Here is a 17412-nt window from a genome sequence, read left to right on the forward strand (position 1 = left end):
ATGGCGGAAAATCATGAGGTGTATGACGTCACGATTATAGGCGGAGGCCCGATCGGCCTGTTTGCGGCTTTTTATTGCGGGATGCGCGAGCTGAAAACGAAAGTGATCGAGTTTTTGCCGCGGCTCGGAGGGAAAGTGTCTATGTTTTTCCCTGAAAAAATCATCCGTGATATCGGCGGAATACCCGGGATTGCCGGAGAACAGCTGATTAAGCAGCTGAAGGAACAGGCTGCGACATTTGAGCCGGATATCGTGTTGAATCAGCGGGTGACCGGATTTGAACGGCTGGAAGACGGAACCATTGTGCTGGAAAGTTCCGAAGGGGAAAAGCACTATACGCGCACGGTGATTTTGGCCGTCGGCATGGGGACGCTTGAGGTCAATGAACTTGACAGCGCGGATGCGAGCCGTTATTCGGGAAAGAACCTTCATTATAAGGTGGAGAAGCTTGATGCGTTTCGAGATAAGCATGTCGTGATTTCCGGAGGGGGAGATACCGCGGTTGACTGGGCGAATGAGCTGGAACCGATTGCGGCGTCTGTTACCGTCTTGCACCGCAGGGAGGAGTTCGGCGGTTTGGAAAGCAGCGTGGCGAAAATGAAGCGGTCTTCCGTGCGGGTGCTTGCGCCGTATCGTCTGAAGCATCTCAACGGCACCGGAGAACGGATCGAGAGCGTCACCATTTGCCAAACTGAGTCCGGACTTTCTGAAGTCATCAAGCTTGATGAGCTCGTTATCAACCATGGATTTAAAATTGATCTCGGTCCGATGAAGGACTGGGGGCTTGAGATAGAAGAAGGCAGGATTAAAGCTGACAGACATATGCGGACGAATCTTCCGGGCGTGTTTGTCGCCGGTGACGCCGCCCATTATGAAAGTAAGCTCAGATTGATTGCAGGCGGTTTCACGGAGGGGCCGACCGCCGTTAACAGCGCCAAAGCCTATTTGGACCCGCAGGCGGATCAGATGGCGATGTATTCGACTCACCATAAAAAATTGGTGACACAATAAAAAAGGGCTGACCCCCGATGTTGAGTCTGGGGGTCAGAAAAGCATTCCGGCGTATCAGCTGTGAACGAGCATGTCTTTCATTTCATTTCGTATAAATGCAAATAACTGTTCCTGATTTTTCACGGCGGTAAACCCGCAGCCGGCGGGGACGTCTTCGCCCATGCAGATGACGGGAGGGCGGTTTGCTGACGGATCCGGTGATATGCCGATTTGTTTTCCGGCGCTTATCAAATGCTGAGCGGATTCTTTGCCCATACAGATAATCATTTGCAGAGGAGACTCGCTGATCGTGCGTTCGATCATGGAAGTGAACCGCTCATCTGCGATATGTTCATGGGTGATATAAAACGGGCATGATTTTGAGTCTGACAAGTTTTCTGCTGCTTGACGGCTTCCTACAATGAGTGAATGCGGAGAATCAATTTGACATTCGGATAGGACAAAGCCCCGTTTTGTCAGTTCCGTCTTTGCGGCCTCAGTCGCTGCATTCAGGCTTGCGGTCACCCGGCGGATGTCGATCTGCTTGAAAGCCAGTGTGTCAAAGAATTCGCATACCGCAAGGCGTGATGTGAAAAATAGTTGTTCAAAGGTGCTGATCTGTTTCAGGATATTTTCGTTTGCGGGCATTTTTTTAACGATCCGCTTCGGCCATTCAATAACATCGGCGCCATATTCGCGCAGCTTGTCTGTCAATGTATGTTCTTCATCGCCATGAGTGACAACCATGATATGCTGCCCGATGAACGGCTTGCTTTCAAACCAGCTGTGTGTTTGAAAATTGACAATATCACCAATGACGATAATGGCTGGGTTGGTGATGTTTTGGCTTTGAACTTTTTCATGGATATCCTGAAGCGTTCCTTTAACGCTCCGCTGCCGCCCCCACGTCCCCCATTGAATGACGAGTACGGGAACGGAAGGGGATTTTCCGTACTCCGTAAGCTTACGGCATATAAATGACAGATTTTTAACGCCCATGTAAAACACAAGCGTTTGAACGCTTCGGGCAAGCCCTTCCCAGTCGAGATTCGGCCTGCCGTGCAATGATGTATCATGAGCGGTGATCATCGCGAAGGACGAAGCGAAATCACGATGAGTGACGGGGACTCCCGCATACAGCGGCGCTGCGATTCCCGAGGTGATGCCGGGCACCATTTCGTAGCGGATGCCGTGCTGATGAAGCGCCTCTGCTTCTTCGCCGACTCTGCCGAACACACTTGGGTCTCCGCCTTTCAAGCGGACAACGGTGAAGCCCTCCGCCGCTTTTTCAATCAGCAGGGCATTTATCTCAGACTGTTTCATAAAATGGCGGTCGGGCAGCTTTCCGCAATAAATGAACCGGCAGTCCGGTGAGGCATATTCAAGAAACTTTGGGTTTGCGAGCCGGTCATACAAAATAATATCCGCTTTCTCCAGAGCCTGTTTTCCTTTTACGGTGATCAGCCCCGGGTCTCCTGGTCCGGCACCGACAAAATATACGATTCCGTTTTTCATGATGGCGTCATCCCTTCAGCAGTTTAAAAAATGAAGGACCACTTGAAAAAGTGATCCGGTCTTTGCTCAATACAGGAGGTATACATTCTCTCCTTCAATCAGTGTTTCGTATGTTTTGACACAGCCATGATCCGGCTCTTGGACTTTTCCGTCTTCTAAGGAGATTTTCCAGTCATGCATCGGGCAGAAGACGTATTCTCCGCTGACGATGCCTTCAGCCAGGACGCCCCCTTTATGGGGACAGCGGTTTTCGACGGCGCGGACGCTCCCGTCAGAAAGCTTAAATACGGCAAGCTCTTTATCTTCTATATATACGGTTTTTCCTAACTCCTCGGGTAATTCGTTTACTTTGCCTATGCAAACCTTTGTCATATCTTTATTCACCATGTCCGTTCCCCCTTACTGTTTTATGAAGTCGTGACGACATTTTCGAATAGATCTTTAGATGCTTTTTTATCTTTAAGGAAGTATTGCCACGGATCTTTGTGGACAGAGAGTGTCTCATTCATTCTGTCGTTGAGCTCCTGCCGTTTTTCCGGATCGTTTAATACGGATTGGACATGAGATAAACCGACGCGCTCAAGCCATGCGGATGTCCGCTCCAGATAGTTTGCCGTTTCTCTGTAGTACTGAAGGTAAGCCCCCGCATATTCTAAGACTTCTTCATTCGTTTTTACTTTCATCAGCAAATCACCGGCGCGCAAATGGGTTCCGCCGTTTCCGCCGACATAAAGCTCCCAGCCTCCGTCGATGCCGACAACGCCAAGGTCCTTAATGCCTGATTCCGCACAGTTCCGCGGGCAGGCGGACACGGCCATTTTGACCTTATGAGGCGTATTGAGCCCTTCGAATTTTTTCTCAAGCGCAATGCCCAGTGCCATGGAGTCTTGCGTGCCGAAGCGGCAGAATTGTTCGCCTACGCACGTTTTTACCGTGCGGAGTGTTTTTCCGTACGCGTAGCCTGACGGCATATCAAGCTCGGCCCATACTTTCGGCAGGTCTTCTTTTTTGACGCCGATGAGATCAATTCGCTGGCCGCCTGTCATTTTAACGAGCGGGATCTCATATTTGTCGACGACATCGGCGATCTTGCGGAGATCCTGAGAGTTGGTCACGCCGCCGTACATCCGGGGAACGACTGAGTATGTTCCGTCTTTTTGAATATTGGCGTGCATCCGTTCGTTCACAAAACGGGATGTTCTGTCATCCTCGTATGTAGCCGGATTAATCATGCCTAAGTAGTAGTTGAGGGCAGGACGGCATTTGGAGCAGCCCTCCGGCGTTTTCCAGCCGAGCACGTTCATGATTTCTCTTGTATGGGACAGCCCTTTGGCTTTGATTTCTTCTACGACTTCATCTCTCGACAGTGATGTGCAGCCGCAAATCGCTTCTTTTTGCGCGGACGCGTCAAATTCTGAGCCCAGTGTATATTGAAGAATGTCTTCCACGAGCGGTTTACAGCCTCCGCAGGAACGGGATGCCCCGGTGCATGCTTTGATTTCGTCCGTAGATGTGCAGCCTTTTTCCTGAATGGCTTGAATAATCGCGCCTTTTGATACGCCGTTGCATCCGCAGATGATTTCATCGTCGCTCATCGCCGCGGTCATGCTTGCGCCTGCTTCCTGATCAAGAGGCTGTAAGATTGATATTTTGGAAGTTTCGGAGATATCGGCTTCTTTTTGAATCATAGAAAACAGGCGGCCGCCCTCGCTGCTGTCGCCGAACAAAACAGCGCCGACAATTTGATTGCCCCTCAGGACGATTTTTTTATAAATGCCGTCCTGCTCATCGAACACTTTAATCGCTTTTTTGTCCTCTGATTCGTTAAAGTCACCGGCAGAGAAGACTTCGACGCCTGATACCTTTAATTGAGTGGAGAGAACGGAGCCTTCATACGGTTTTGTTTCAATGCCGCAAATATGTTTGGCCAGCACTTTTGCCTGTTCATAGAGCGGCGCCACAAGACCGTATGCGATTCCGCGGTGCTCGGCACATTCACCGACCGCGTAAATGTGCGGAATGTCAGTCTGCATATAATCGTTGACAATGATTCCGCGGTTTACCGGAATGCCGCTTTCTGTGCCAAGCTGTGTATTCGGGCGGATGCCGACCGCCATGACGACCAGGTCAGCTTCGATGCTTGTGCCGTCTTTGAAGCGTACCCCTTCGACACGGTCAGTACCGAGAATTTCTTCGGTTTGCTTTTCAAGGAAAAAGGTCATGCCTTGTTTTTCTAATTCGTTTTGCAGCAGGCGTCCCGCCGCTGCGTCAAGCTGGCGCTCCATCAGGAATGGGGCGAGGTGGATGACAGACACGTCCATTCCGAGATTCAGCAGTCCGCGTGCGGCTTCCAAACCAAGCAGTCCTCCGCCGATGACGGCTGCTTTTTTATATTGTTTTGACGCGGAGAGCATCGTGTCGGTATCTTTTATATCCCGGAAAGCCGTGACGCCTTGTTTGTCTGCGCCCGGAATCGGAAGGATAAAAGGGACAGAGCCTGTCGCCAGGATGAGTTCATCGTAAGGCTGGATTCTGTCTGCATCGGTGATGACGGTTTTGTTTTCCGTGTCGACTTTGATGACTGTTTCACCGGTATACAGCTGGATGTTGTTTTCTTTGTACCAGTTCCAATCGTTTAACGTAATGTCTTGAATGTCGGTATCGCCTTGCAGCACTTTTGACAGAAGGATTCGGTTATAGTTGGGATGAGGTTCGGCCCCGAATATTGTAATCTCGAATTCGTCTTTTGAAACACGCAGTATTTCTTCAATCGCTCTTACCCCGGCCATTCCATTTCCAACAAGAACTAGCTGTTTTTTTCCCATCAGATGATCCGCTCCTTATCTTTGTTTTTTTTAGCGTAGCACAGCAAAAACAAATATTTAAGATGCATGTTATGAAATGTAACAAAAAATACTAAAAAATCTAAAAATTTTATGAAAAATTATATAGGGCTGATTCGTACCGCACACATCTTAAAACCGGGCATTTTACAGTCCGGGTCCAAGGCTTCACCAATTAAATCGTTGACGTTTTGCGTGTCAGACCAATGGATGGGAACAAACAACGTGTCTTTTCGTACTTTCTCCGACCATCTGCTCCGGACCGTGATGCTGCCCCGGGGGGATTCTATTTTCACGAGAACACGGTCTTCGATATGATAGTCGGCCGCCGTTTTTGGATGGATTTCCACAAAGGATTCGAAATGTCTTGCAGCCAGGGCAGAGCTTTTTCTCGTTTGGACACCCGTTAAGTAATGAGACATCACCCTTCCTGTGATTAAATAAAGCGGATAGCCGGCGCTCGGTTTCTCTTTCGGGACGGCCGGTTCATTTGGAATCACGCTTAATTCAGCTCTGTGATCGGGATGGGCAAATGAGTGCTCAAACAATCGCCCGGTTCCGGGGTGATCCGCTTCAGGACATGGCCACTGAATGCCGCCTTCCCGCCTGAGCCTGTCATAGGTGATGCCAGAGTAATCAGCAATTCCGCCGCGGCTCGCTTCTCTCAGTTCGTTAAAGATTTCTTCCGCCGACGTATAGGGAAAATAATGCCCTTTACCAAGAGCCGAGGCAATGTCACAGATGATCTGCCAATCATGTTTCGCTTCTCCGGGGCAGGTGCGGCTCGCTTCTCTTAATGTCACGCGGCCTTCTACATTTGTCATCGTGCCTTCGTCTTCCAAATAAGAGGAGGCGGGTAAAATCACATCCGCGAATGCCGCGGTCTCAGAAATAAATAAGTCAACTGCGACAAAGAATCTCAGTTTCTTGATTGCCTGCTTGACGAAATTCGCATTTGGGCCGGAAACAGCCGGATTGGAACACATGAGAAACAGTCCTTTGATGTCGCCGCTATCTATTTTTGCTATCATTTCATAGGCTGAGACGCCTTTGCGCGGCAGCTCATCCTGATGAATCCCCCACACCTTCGCAATGTGCGCCCGGTGTTCTTCAATTTCGATAGAACGGTAGCCCGGAAGCTGATCCGCTTTTTGGCCGTGTTCTCTCGCGCCTTGTCCGTTGCCTTGACCGGTAATCGCCCCGTAACCTGAGAAGGGCTTGCCGATTTTTCCCGTGATCAGCACCATATTTAAGAAAGCTTTCACTGCCGCGGTACCGTCAGTCTGCTGTTCGATCCCCCGCGCTGTAAACAGCATGCCGGATGTTTCCTTGGCAAACTTCACGGATGCCTTTCGTATATGCTCCAAAGGAACACTTGTCTGCTCGGAGATCTCTTTCAGATCCAAAGCGTCGGTATGCCGTTTGAGCTTATTGAATCCGTTTGTGCGTGTGCGGATAAAGTCTTTGTCTGTAAGCTGTTCGTCAATGCAGATTTTGACGAGTCCGTTTGCCAGGGCTGCGTCTGTGCCGGGCTTGATTTTCAGGTGAAGATCGGCTATTTTGGTCGTCGCCGTTTCCCGGGGATCAATGGCGATAATGTAAGCCCCGTTTTCTTTCGCTTTATCAAAATACGGCATGATCGTCGGCTGGCATTCGGCGATATTGGTGCCTGCCAGGATGATGACACGTGTATGCGGGATGTCCGATAATGGATTCGTCAGGCCCCTGTCCGCGCCGAATGTCTGGCCGGCCGCCGTTGCTGCGGCAGACATACAGAGCCGCCCGTTGTAATCGATGTATTTCGTCTGTAAGCCGACCCGTGCGAACTTTCCAAGCAGATAGGCTTCTTCATTTGTAATTGAGGCGCTCCCGTAGACGGCCATCGCATCATTGCCGTGTTCGGATTTGATCAGATTGATTTGTTCCTTAATGCGATTCAGTGCTTCAGCCCAAGAGACAGGCACAAATTCACCGTTTTTTTTAAGCAGGGGGCGCGTAATGCGGGAAGAGTGCACGGCATGCTGATGTGCATTCATGCCTTTTGTACATAAACGGCCATGTGTCGTCGGATTATCAATGCCGATTGCAGTGTATTTCTTCCGTGCCGCGAAGGTTTGTTCCGTAAGCTGCATTTTGCATTGCATGCTGCAGAACGGGCATTGCGTCTCATATGTTTTTTCCGATTGAATATCTTGCAGTTTGTCACGGAAATAACGGAGCATCGGTTCAGTCAAAAAGCTTCATCCTTTCGTATGGCGTTTTCCCGGCAGACAGGTTTTGCAGCAGGGATATGTCTGAACGGAGATTTTTCAGAAGCTGTGTCCGCATATCTTCTTCAAACAGCATTTCTCTGATATGGACGAGGCCGAGTCTGTCAACCCATTGATAAATCGCTTCGTTGTAGTGAGCTGTTTCGCGATAATATTGAATAAGGCCTTTCATCATAGCGGCGGTACTGTCTTCGTTATCCGTCACACAAAAAAGGCTGCCGGCGCGGGCTTGTTTTCCGCGTTCGCCCCCGATATAAATCTCCCAGCAAGTTTGTGTCTGAAGCGCGCCGATATCCTGAATGTAAGCATCGGTGCAATTGTTTTCACATGACAAGCTGACGGATACATAAGCGGGTACGGCAAGCGTGTCGGTATCTCGTTCAATCCTGCTTGCCAGCTCTTGAAAGGAGCGATGCTGTCCGCACGTACATGCTTTGATTTGCATCGTCCAGCGGTGCCGGGGGGAGAAAACCGGCATGTTCAGTGCTTTTCTGATGCTTGCAAGGTCATTTGGCCTGATTCCGGAAAGCCTCAGCCGGTGACTGTCAGTCATCGAAACCTCGGGGATGCCGTATGCTTCGATGACGTTTGCGATGTTTTTGAGCTCTGCCGCACTTGTCAGTCCGCCGTACATTTGCGGAATCAGGGTGCATGTCTCTTCTGCCGATATTTCATTGAACTGCATAAAATCAGGCCGCGTCCTTTCCAAGTAATAGTGAAGCGCCGGAATACAAATGCGGCAGCCGTTTTCTGTTTTCCAGCCGATCACTTCCATCACCTCGGCGGCATCAGTGAACGGACGGCGCCGAAGTTCGGCGATGACTTCTTCTTCTGTCAAATCGGTGCAGCCGCAAAACGAAGGCTGGCGGGAGGGTTTTGTGTAATCATCGCTTGCCATATACTTCAGCAAGTCTTCAACGAGCGGCCTGCATCCTCCGCAAGATCCGGACGCTTTTGTCATGTGCTTCACTTCCTCCGCGGTTTTTAAGCCATATTTGTTCACCGCTTCTTCAATGGAGCCCTTGGTCACTGAGCTGCATTGGCAAATGGTTTCATGGGGAGGCATGGATTCAAAGGATATACCGCCCTGATCCGGTTCCATGAGCTGTTTTTTCACGATGGAAATATCTCTTTGCTTCACAAGACTGTCGAGAAGCCGCTGTTTACCGCGCGTGTCCCCGAATAAAATAAAGCCGGCCGGTTTATCGTCCTCAAAGAGCGCTTTTTTGTAGATGCCTGCATGCTCATCATGGAACAATATGCCGGCTGTGTGCTCATCCTCGTGCACCTTTCCTGCCGACCATACATCAATACCGGCTATTTTTAAGGCTGCAGATTGTGCAAAGCCTTGAAACCCTTCGCACGGGACGCCGCATAGATGCTGCGCGAGCACTTTTCCCTGTTCATAAAGCGGCGCCGCCAATCCGTATACAATCCCGTCATGCTCCGCGCATTCACCGACGGCATACACATTCGGTTTGTTCGTCTGCATGAATTGATTGACGATGATTCCTCGGTTCACTGAAAGTCCGGCAGATGCAGCCAATCGGATATTGGGCCTCACACCGGCGGCCATGACAATCAGGTCTGCTTCTATGGAAGAACCGTCTTTGAAACGGATGCCTTCCGCCCGTGAGTTCCCTGTAATGGATGCCGTGTCTTTCTCTAAAAGAAAGACTAAGCCTTTTCGTTCCAGCTCTTTCTGCAGCAGGCGGGATGCCGTTTGATCAAGCTGTTTTTGCATAATGGCGGAAGAGTGGTGAATGACGCTGACGTCCATGCCGAGCTGCCGTAAGCCGACGGCCGCTTCAAGACCTAATAAACCGGCGCCGATGACCGCCGCCTTTTGATACCGGCCGGCCGCATTGATAAGGGATTGGCAGTCTTCTATTGTCCGAAAGCCGTACACACCTTCTTTATCTGCTCCGGGTATGGGGAGAATATAAGGAGAGGAGCCCGTTGCAAGGATGATTTGATCGTAAGTCATGCTGCGCTTCCGATCCGTTGTGACAACCTGCCGTTCTGTATCAATGTGTACAACCGTTTCTCCTGTGTAAAGCGTAATTCCGTTTTTTTCGTACCATTCGCGGCTATTCAGCGTAATGTCATCAAGCGAAACCTCACCTTGTAAAACGGAGGATAAGAGAATGCGATTGTAATTGGGATGAGGTTCGCTTCCGAAAATGACAATCTCAAACATGTCACGGTTCATCTTTAAAATGTGTTCAATACAGCGGATTCCGGCCATTCCGTTCCCTGCTGCAATTAATCGTTGTTTCTTCATTCGCCAAACCTCCTTTGCAGCTGCCTGTAAGATTGCTTCTCTATGAGAAATTATGGCACATTGCCTGATTAACGCATTAAATGTGTCGCATTATCTTACACATGTCTTTTCCGGTGAATGCCGGTCATATATTCTTGATTCAGCAATTTGAAATGATAGAAGACCGGAAAGGAGAATGTTATGAAGCTGTCGGAATTAAAAACAAGCGGTCATCCGCTCACTCTGCTCTGTTCCTTCTTATATTTTGATGTGAGTTTTATGATTTGGGTAATGCTGGGGGCGCTCGGCGTTTATATTTCTCAGGATTTCGGGTTATCTTCTTTTGAAAAAGGGTTTGTCGTGGCTCTGCCGATCTTATCAGGATCTGTGTTTCGGATCATTTTAGGTGTGTTAACGGACAGGATCGGGCCGAAGAAAACAGCCGTGATCGGGATGCTGATCACGATGATCCCGCTGCTTTGGGGGGCATTCGGCGGCCGTTCTTTGACTGAGCTGTATGCGATCGGCATTCTGCTGGGCGTAGCGGGCGCAAGTTTTGCTGTTGCGCTTCCGATGGCGAGCCGGTGGTATCCGCCTCACTTGCAGGGGCTTGCGATGGGGATAGCAGGTGCCGGCAACAGCGGCACTTTGTTTGCGACATTGTTCGGTCCCCGCCTTGCGGAACAGTTTGGGTGGCACAGTGTAATGGGAATTGCGCTTCTTCCGTTGATGATCGTTTTTATACTGTTTATCGTCATGGCGAAGGACTCTCCTGCACAGCCCGCACCGCAGCCGCTTAAAAACTACCTTCACGTGTTCAGGCAGAAGGAAACATGGTGTTTCTGTCTTCTGTACGGCGTCACTTTCGGAGGTTTTGTGGGATTATCAAGTTTTTTGGCGATTTTTTTCGTTGATCAATATCAATTGTCAAAAATCCATGCCGGTGATTTCGTCACAATATGTGTCGCAGCGGGCAGTTTTTTTCGCCCTGCAGGAGGCTGGATTTCAGACCGTGCGGGAGGTGCGAAAGTTCTGGCTGTACTGTTTGTCATCGCGGCTCTGTGTATGGCGGGAGTCAGCAGCCTGCCTCCGCTTTCAACGGTGATCGTTCTGCTGTTTATCGGAATGATGGCGCTCGGTATGGGCAACGGAGCGGTATTTCAGCTTGTCCCTCAGCACTTTGCAAAAGAAATCGGAATGGTGACGGGAATCGTCGGAGCAGCCGGCGGCATAGGGGGTTTTTTCCTTCCGAATATTTTAGGATCATTGAAGCAGATGACGGGAACATATGCGATCGGTTTTATCTCTTTCTCATGTATCGCATTGCTCGCATTTGTGCTTGTTCTGGCCGCAGGCTATTTTTGGAGAAAAAGCTATGGCACTGAAAACAGTCCTGCGGATGTTTAAGTTTGGGCGGAAGACACGTATGACAGCGTGTCTTTTTTATGATTGATTATTTTTCACTTGATTTTAAACGGAGAATACATCAGAATAAATAGTAACGATTACGATTTATAATAATGTACATCATGGTGATAATAAGGCAGGTGCGGGGTATAAATCGTAATCATTCTATTTTGTCAGGGGGCTATGTTATGAAAAAAATTCCGGTTACAGTATTGAGCGGCTATCTTGGTGCCGGAAAGACGACCGTTTTGAATCATATTTTACAAAACCGCAACGGTTTAAAAATTGCCGTCATCGTCAATGACATGAGCGAAGTAAATATAGACGCGGGCTTGGTGAAGCAGGGAGGCGGCTTGTCAAGGACGGATGAGAAACTCGTAGAATTATCCAACGGCTGTATCTGCTGCACGCTGCGTGAAGATTTATTAGTCGAAGTTGAGAAACTCGCGAAAGACGGCAGATTTGATTATATAGTGATTGAATCAACCGGGATCAGCGAACCGATTCCCGTTGCCCAGACATTTTCTTATATAGATGAAGAAATGGGCATTGATCTGACAACTTTCTGCAGGCTGGACACAATGGTGACCGTGGTGGATGCAAACCGCTTCTGGCATGATTTCCAGTCCGGTGACAGCCTTCTTGACCGGAAGGAAGCGGCGGGAGAAGAGGATGAACGGGTGATTGCCGATTTATTAATTGACCAAATCGAGTTTTGTGATGTGCTCATTTTAAATAAATGCGACATGGTCGGCGAAAAAGAGCTTGAACAGCTGGAAACGGTTCTTCGCGCATTACAGCCCCGTGCCAGACTGATCCGGTCCGTCCGCGGAGAAGTGCCCGCCGAATACATATTGAATACCGGTTTATTTGAGTTTGAGGAAGCGAGTTCATCAGCAGGATGGATAAAGGAGCTGACGGCAGGTCATGAAGCGCACACTCCGGAAACGGAAGAGTACGGCATCACTTCGTTTGTGTACTCGCGGCGTTTGCCGTTTCATACCGTTCGTTTTGACAGCTGGCTGCATCAATCAATGCCTGACAGCATTGTGCGCGCAAAAGGAATTGCTTGGTGCGCAACCCGCAACAGCCTTGCGCTGCTGATGTCTCAGGCGGGTCCGGCGGTTTCGATTGAGCCTGTTTCTTATTGGGTGGCGGCAATGCCGAAACTTGAGCAGGAGCAGATCAAACAGCAGGAACCGGAGATTCTGGAAGATTGGGACGACCAATTCGGAGACCGTCATACGAACCTGGTGTTTATCGGAACAGATTTAGATGAAGCAGCCATTACAAAGGAATTGGATCAGTGCCTGCTCACGCCGTCTGAGTTCGATTCTGATTGGTCGCAGCTTGAAGATCCTTTTCAATGGGATATTCAGCGGGCCGAATAACATACCGGCCAAGTTTAGAAGCAGGTGAAAAGGGAAGGAGTGATGAAAAAGGAGCTGACCAAGTGTGAAAGCACTGACATACCAAGGAAAAGAACATATGGAAGTGAAAGAAGTCCCGGCACCCGCCATTCAAGATGAGAGAGATGTCATCGTTCGAATCACCGCAACCGGGATATGCGGTTCAGACCTTCATTTATATAAAAACGGAATACCCGCCGATCCGGGTTATATCGTCGGGCATGAGCCGATGGGAATCGTTGAAGAAACGGGCAGTCAAGTCAAAAAGCTGAAAAAAGGCGACCGGGTCGTGATTCCTTTTAACATCGGCTGCGGAGAATGTCATTATTGCAAGCACCAGATGGAAAGCCAGTGTGATGAATCTAATCCAAATCCTCATACAGATGCCGGCGGCTTATTCGGTTTTTCGGAGTTTAACGGTAATTATCCCGGCGGGCAGGCTGAATATTTACGTGTTCCTTATGCTGATTTCTCTTCTTTTCTGGTTCCGGCAGACAGTGAGCTTGAAGATGAGCAGGTGCTGCTTCTGTCAGATGTCATGCCGACCGCCTTTTGGAGCGTCCAGCACAGCGGAGTGAAAAAAGGAGATACAGTCGTGATTCTGGGATCAGGTCCGATCGGTTTAATGGCGCAAAAATTCGCGTGGAAAAAAGGAGCAAAGCGGGTTATCGCAGTCGATCAAGTCCCGCATCGCCTTGAACATGCGAGACGCATAAACGGAGCAGAGACCTTCAATTTTTCAGAACATGATGAGATCGGGAAACTGCTGCATGAACAAACGTCAGGGGGCGCGGATGTAGTGATTGATTGTGTTGGAATGGACGGCACGCCGCTTCCAAAAGAAAAAACAGAGCAAAAACCGAATCAGTTCGGAACGATCAGTCCGATTCTTACAGCATCAGAAGCCGTTAAGAAGTTCGGAACCGTGCAGCTCACGGGCGCATACATTTCTGAAGCGGACGGCTTTCCGCTCGGTGATTTTTTCACACGCAACGTTTCTTTGAAAATGGGCCAGGCACCCGTTATTCATCTGATGCCGATGCTGTATCAAATGATCGAACAAAATGAAATTGATCCGACGGATATCATTACACACAAAATGAGTCTTGCGGAAGCTCCTGCTGCATATGATATATTTGACAAAAAAGAAGATGGCAACATTAAAGTGATTTTAAAGCCATAGCGAGGAGAAACACGATGAATATTTACAGACCGGCGGGATTTTGGATCAGATTGGGAGCCGTGGTACTCGACTATTTAATTACTTCAGTGCCTTTGGCGATTATTTTTATGCTGGCAACAGGAAAAGATCCGAATGAGAGCACAATGATCAGCATCATTTTGACTCTTTATGCTATTTTGCTCCCTGTATACTGGAACGGTTATGTTATCGGCAAAAAGATCTGCGGTACCCGCATCGTCAAAAAAGACGGCACTCAGGTAGGCTTTCTCACTATGATTTTGAGAGTGCTTGTGGGCGGCCTGATATATGGCGTGACGTTTGGAATCGGTGTGATCGTGAGCGCATTCATGGTCGGAATGAGAGAAGACAAACGGTCAATCCACGATTTTGTAGCGGGAACGTATGTCACATACGCGCTGCCGGACGAATCGATTGAAAAGAGCGAATAATTTCGCTCTTTTTTTTGCATAAAAAATGGATGAGGGAGCAACATATAACAAACGTTAAAGGAGGAAAGAGTCATGAAAAAAGCTGCATTGTCTTTAGCTGCATTTTTCATTACAGCAATGGTTTTCACAATGCCGGCACACGCCGCCGGAACAAAAATGCCTTCAACAATGTCACTCACGGAACAGCAGAAAAAAGAAATTGAATCACTTGAAAAAGAAGTGCTCGAAAAACGAAAACATGTTATATCCAAATATGTTGAGTACGGGGTCCTGCCGAAAGAAAAAGCAGAACATATTAAACAGCATATGGACAGGCGCTTTAACATGATGAAACAAAATGGGTTTGTCCCGAAGCCTCCGCCTCATAAATTGGAAAAGCGGCATCATCATTCTTAAGCATCCGGCAAGCCGGATGCTTTTTTGTTTTTATCGGGATTGCTCTGAAACGCGTTTCATAACGTATGATATCAATATCATACGCATCAGGAGGATGAGACACATGATACATAAAAAACAGGGCCTGTTCCCTGATACATTTCTATGGGGATCAGCCTCGGCTGCCTATCAGGTTGAAGGAGCATGGAATAAAGACGGTAAAGGACCTTCAGTATGGGACTTATTCACGAAAATACCGGGTAAAACGTTTAAAGGCTCAAATGGCGATACGGCAGTCGGCCATTATGAGCGTTATAAAGAAGATATCGCCTTGATGGCAGAAATGGGTTTGAAAGCTTACCGCTTTTCTGTCAGCTGGCCGAGAATTTTTCCGAATGGCAGAGGGGAAATTAACGAATCAGGGATCGCATTTTACGAAGACCTGATCGATGAATTGATTTCTAACGATATTGAGCCGGTGCTGACTCTTTATCATTGGGACTTGCCTCAGGCGCTGATGGATGAATACGGCGGCTTTGAATCAAGAAAAATTATTGATGATTTTAATGATTACTGCATTGCGTTATACAAAAGATTTGCCGGCAAGGTGAAATACTGGGTCACGTTAAACGAGCAGAATTATAATTTTCATAACGGGTTTATTACAGCTGCACATCCGCCCGGCGTAAAGGACAGAAAACGATTTTATGAAGCGAATCATATCGCATTTTTAGCTAATGCCAAAGCGATTGAATCCTTCAGACAATATGTTCCTGACGGTTTGATCGGCCCGAGCTTCGCTTATTCACCGGCTTATCCGCTTACAAGTCATCCTGAAGACATAACTGCATTTGAAAACGCAGAGGAATTTATGAATCATTGGTGGCTTGATATGTATTGCCGGGGGACTTATCCGCAAATTCCTTTCAATTATTTAAAGGAAAAGGGCTGGGCGCCCGCCATTGAAGCCGGGGATATGGAATTGCTTGCAAAAGGCAAGCCGGATTTTATCGGTGTTAATTATTATCAGACGATTACGTACGAAAGAAATCCTCTTGATGGTGTATCGGAGGGGAAAATGAACACGACTGGTCAGAAAGGGACAAACCAGGATACCGGTATACCAGGTCTGTTTAAAACGAAAAAGAATCCGAACCTTGTGACGAGTAATTGGGATTGGACGATTGACCCGATAGGTCTGCGCATCGGCCTCCGGCGTATAACGAGCCGCTATGAGCTGCCGGTTTTTATAACAGAAAACGGACTGGGGGAATTCGATAAAATAGAAGAAGACGGCTCAATTCAGGATGACTACAGAATTGACTATTTACGCTCCCATCTTGAACAGTGCAGAGAGGCCATTAGTGACGGAGTTCATCTCATCGGCTACTGCAGCTGGTCATTCACGGATCTGTTAAGCTGGCTGAACGGCTATCAAAAACGCTACGGTTTTGTCTATATCAATCGAGATGAAGAAGATGAAAAGGATTTGAAACGGATCAGGAAAAAAAGTTTTTATTGGTACCAGAATGTAATTGAAACAAACGGTAAAAGTTTATAAAAGTTCCCTGAGAGAAATATAATTCTCTCAGGGATTTCTTTTACATTGCGGCTGCATCAATAATATACGTATCCGCATGAAGATCGGATATTTCGGCAGGCACTGAATAACAGGTAAGGCTGTATCGGCCTTTCGGAATATGAAAGAAAAGCCGCTTGGACATCACGCTTTCAATCTCAATTCCATCTTTTACAGCCTCAAAGGGAACAGTCGCTTTTTTCTCATAGGATGGTACCGGTTCACTTGTGTTAAGCCTGAGAACGATAAATGCCCTCGTATTTCTCCTTGCCTCAAATGAAACAGCTCCGTCAGCTTCCGCATATCCTTTTTCAATGGCTTCATCGGTCCAATCGATAACAGGCGGTTCTGAATCTTTTTGGAAGATTGTAAATTGATGATAAGAAATGGCCAGTTCTTGCGGTTTCCATGATTTAATCAATGCGCTGTTCCTCCTGTTTTTTACTTAATTTTAAATAATACTCTCGTTCCGTCGGGATCATTGGTAAGCTGGTGTCCGATCCATGAGCCGGCTCCGCGGTTGTCTGCCGGAGAAATATATTCTACGGAGGCGTTGTTTCCGCCCTGTTTACAAACCGCCATCGGCCATTCATCCCTATCGTATCCCGTTTTGACGGGCACATGTTTAAGAGATTGCTCACGCCGCTTATGTACTCCGTCTCTGTCAATGGTGCATATGCTGGAATGTCCTTCTTTTATCGCGTCCTTAATATGCTTTGCTGTTTCCGGATATCGATCGGACGGAAATAAGATTACTTTGTCGTAATCACTCTTCTGAACGGTCTGCTCGTTATCTGAGAAAAGATCACCCTTGATCAGGGCCGCGACTGCTCCGGCAATGATGATAAGAACAAGCAGCAGTGCTTTTAATGTTTTCAAGAGTATCAATCACCTCCAGTTTTAATTGCTGTAAAGCTGGTCCAAGAATAAAGCAGAATCGGCCGGCTGTAAAGCTGTTAAAATATATTTCTCAGCCGCAATTCAGCTGAATATCTGTAAAACCATCCGCACAAATCAACTTTATTCATTAAAAATTCGATCAGAAAGTGTTTTTTGCCGTTTCCCTATTCAGAAATGAATAGTTGCGGGTGTATCGTCAATTGAATTATTATAGCGATAAGCTCACCGC

At 48.0% G+C, this 17412-nt stretch carries 14 protein-coding genes; 7 read left to right on the forward strand and 7 right to left on the reverse strand.

The window, feature by feature from the left end:
• On the forward strand, nucleotides 1–1011 hold the full coding sequence (locus NYE28_RS01740; protein WP_342490268.1) for an NAD(P)/FAD-dependent oxidoreductase: 1011 nt from the start codon (nucleotides 1–3) through the stop codon (nucleotides 1009–1011).
• Between the two features lie 54 nt (nucleotides 1012–1065).
• Here NYE28_RS01740 and cobA read toward each other — a convergent pair whose 3' ends face one another.
• The 5 genes from cobA to nirB all read right to left on the reverse strand — a co-directional run bounded on the left by cobA (nucleotide 1066) and on the right by nirB (nucleotide 9902).
• Nucleotides 1066–2505 carry a uroporphyrinogen-III C-methyltransferase gene (gene cobA, locus NYE28_RS01745; RefSeq protein WP_342490269.1) on the reverse strand — a complete coding sequence of 480 codons (1440 nt, stop codon included), beginning with the start codon at nucleotides 2503–2505 and terminating at the stop codon, nucleotides 1066–1068.
• A 66-nt stretch (nucleotides 2506–2571) separates the two neighbouring features.
• Nucleotides 2572–2892 (reverse strand): nitrite reductase small subunit NirD, encoded by a 321-nt coding sequence (gene nirD / locus NYE28_RS01750; protein ID WP_007409365.1) that lies wholly within the window; start codon nucleotides 2890–2892, stop codon nucleotides 2572–2574.
• Between the two features lie 20 nt (nucleotides 2893–2912).
• A complete protein-coding gene (nasD, locus tag NYE28_RS01755) occupies nucleotides 2913–5330 on the reverse strand; it encodes an NADPH-nitrite reductase (RefSeq protein WP_072588777.1) in 2418 nt (805 codons plus the stop codon).
• Between the two features lie 119 nt (nucleotides 5331–5449).
• Nucleotides 5450–7582 (reverse strand): nitrate reductase, encoded by a 2133-nt coding sequence (locus NYE28_RS01760; protein WP_342490270.1) that lies wholly within the window; start codon nucleotides 7580–7582, stop codon nucleotides 5450–5452.
• A complete protein-coding gene (nirB, locus tag NYE28_RS01765) occupies nucleotides 7575–9902 on the reverse strand; it encodes a nitrite reductase large subunit NirB (protein ID WP_094031489.1) in 2328 nt (775 codons plus the stop codon). Before nirB ends, NYE28_RS01760 begins: the two co-directional genes overlap by 8 nt.
• 180 nt (nucleotides 9903–10082) lie before the next feature.
• Here nirB and NYE28_RS01770 point away from each other — a divergent pair, with 180 nt between their 5' ends.
• From NYE28_RS01770 to NYE28_RS01795, 6 genes are all read left to right on the forward strand, one after another.
• On the forward strand, nucleotides 10083–11288 hold the full coding sequence (locus NYE28_RS01770) for a nitrate/nitrite transporter (protein WP_014416869.1): 1206 nt from the start codon (nucleotides 10083–10085) through the stop codon (nucleotides 11286–11288).
• Nucleotides 11289–11476: 188 nt separating this feature from the next.
• Nucleotides 11477–12679 (forward strand): GTP-binding protein, encoded by a 1203-nt coding sequence (locus NYE28_RS01775; protein WP_069007411.1) that lies wholly within the window; start codon nucleotides 11477–11479, stop codon nucleotides 12677–12679.
• A 64-nt stretch (nucleotides 12680–12743) separates the two neighbouring features.
• Nucleotides 12744–13880 (forward strand): zinc-dependent alcohol dehydrogenase, encoded by a 1137-nt coding sequence (locus NYE28_RS01780; protein ID WP_094031490.1) that lies wholly within the window; start codon nucleotides 12744–12746, stop codon nucleotides 13878–13880.
• A 14-nt stretch (nucleotides 13881–13894) separates the two neighbouring features.
• A complete protein-coding gene (locus NYE28_RS01785; protein WP_094031491.1) occupies nucleotides 13895–14329 on the forward strand; it encodes an RDD family protein in 435 nt (144 codons plus the stop codon).
• Nucleotides 14330–14401: 72 nt separating this feature from the next.
• Nucleotides 14402–14725 carry a YckD family protein gene (locus NYE28_RS01790; RefSeq protein ID WP_007409357.1) on the forward strand — a complete coding sequence of 108 codons (324 nt, stop codon included), beginning with the start codon at nucleotides 14402–14404 and terminating at the stop codon, nucleotides 14723–14725.
• Nucleotides 14726–14828: 103 nt separating this feature from the next.
• The gene (locus tag NYE28_RS01795) at nucleotides 14829–16265 is read left to right on the forward strand and encodes a family 1 glycosylhydrolase (protein WP_076425807.1); all 1437 of its coding nucleotides are present in this window, start codon (nucleotides 14829–14831) and stop codon (nucleotides 16263–16265) included.
• A gap of 40 nt (nucleotides 16266–16305) precedes the next feature.
• Here NYE28_RS01795 and comJ read toward each other — a convergent pair whose 3' ends face one another.
• Together comJ and NYE28_RS01805 are read right to left on the reverse strand one after the other, a co-directional pair.
• The gene (gene comJ / locus NYE28_RS01800) at nucleotides 16306–16704 is read right to left on the reverse strand and encodes a competence protein ComJ (RefSeq protein ID WP_007609299.1); all 399 of its coding nucleotides are present in this window, start codon (nucleotides 16702–16704) and stop codon (nucleotides 16306–16308) included.
• Between the two features lie 20 nt (nucleotides 16705–16724).
• Complete coding sequence (locus tag NYE28_RS01805; protein ID WP_342490271.1) at nucleotides 16725–17162, reverse strand: NucA/NucB deoxyribonuclease domain-containing protein; 438 nt, start codon at nucleotides 17160–17162, stop codon at nucleotides 16725–16727.
• Nucleotides 17163–17412: the final 250 nt, after the last annotated feature.

The organism is Bacillus sp. FSL R5-0443 (assembly GCF_038608285.1).
Lineage (GTDB): Bacteria > Bacillota > Bacilli > Bacillales > Bacillaceae > Bacillus > Bacillus velezensis.

What these genes read in the sequence shown, in the direction of transcription:
- NYE28_RS01740 (WP_342490268.1), top strand. Translation starts at nt 1, where the DNA reads ATGGCGGAAAATCATGAGGTGTATGACGTCACGATTATAGGCGGAGGC.
- cobA (WP_342490269.1), bottom strand. Translation starts at nt 2,505, where the DNA reads ATGAAAAACGGAATCGTATATTTTGTCGGTGCCGGACCAGGAGACCCG.
- nirD (WP_007409365.1), bottom strand. Translation starts at nt 2,892, where the DNA reads ATGGTGAATAAAGATATGACAAAGGTTTGCATAGGCAAAGTAAACGAA.
- nasD (WP_072588777.1), bottom strand. Translation starts at nt 5,330, where the DNA reads ATGGGAAAAAAACAGCTAGTTCTTGTTGGAAATGGAATGGCCGGGGTA.
- nirB (WP_094031489.1), bottom strand. Translation starts at nt 9,902, where the DNA reads ATGAAGAAACAACGATTAATTGCAGCAGGGAACGGAATGGCCGGAATC.
- NYE28_RS01770 (WP_014416869.1), top strand. Translation starts at nt 10,083, where the DNA reads ATGAAGCTGTCGGAATTAAAAACAAGCGGTCATCCGCTCACTCTGCTC.
- NYE28_RS01775 (WP_069007411.1), top strand. Translation starts at nt 11,477, where the DNA reads ATGAAAAAAATTCCGGTTACAGTATTGAGCGGCTATCTTGGTGCCGGA.
- NYE28_RS01785 (WP_094031491.1), top strand. Translation starts at nt 13,895, where the DNA reads ATGAATATTTACAGACCGGCGGGATTTTGGATCAGATTGGGAGCCGTG.
- NYE28_RS01790 (WP_007409357.1), top strand. Translation starts at nt 14,402, where the DNA reads ATGAAAAAAGCTGCATTGTCTTTAGCTGCATTTTTCATTACAGCAATG.
- NYE28_RS01795 (WP_076425807.1), top strand. Translation starts at nt 14,829, where the DNA reads ATGATACATAAAAAACAGGGCCTGTTCCCTGATACATTTCTATGGGGA.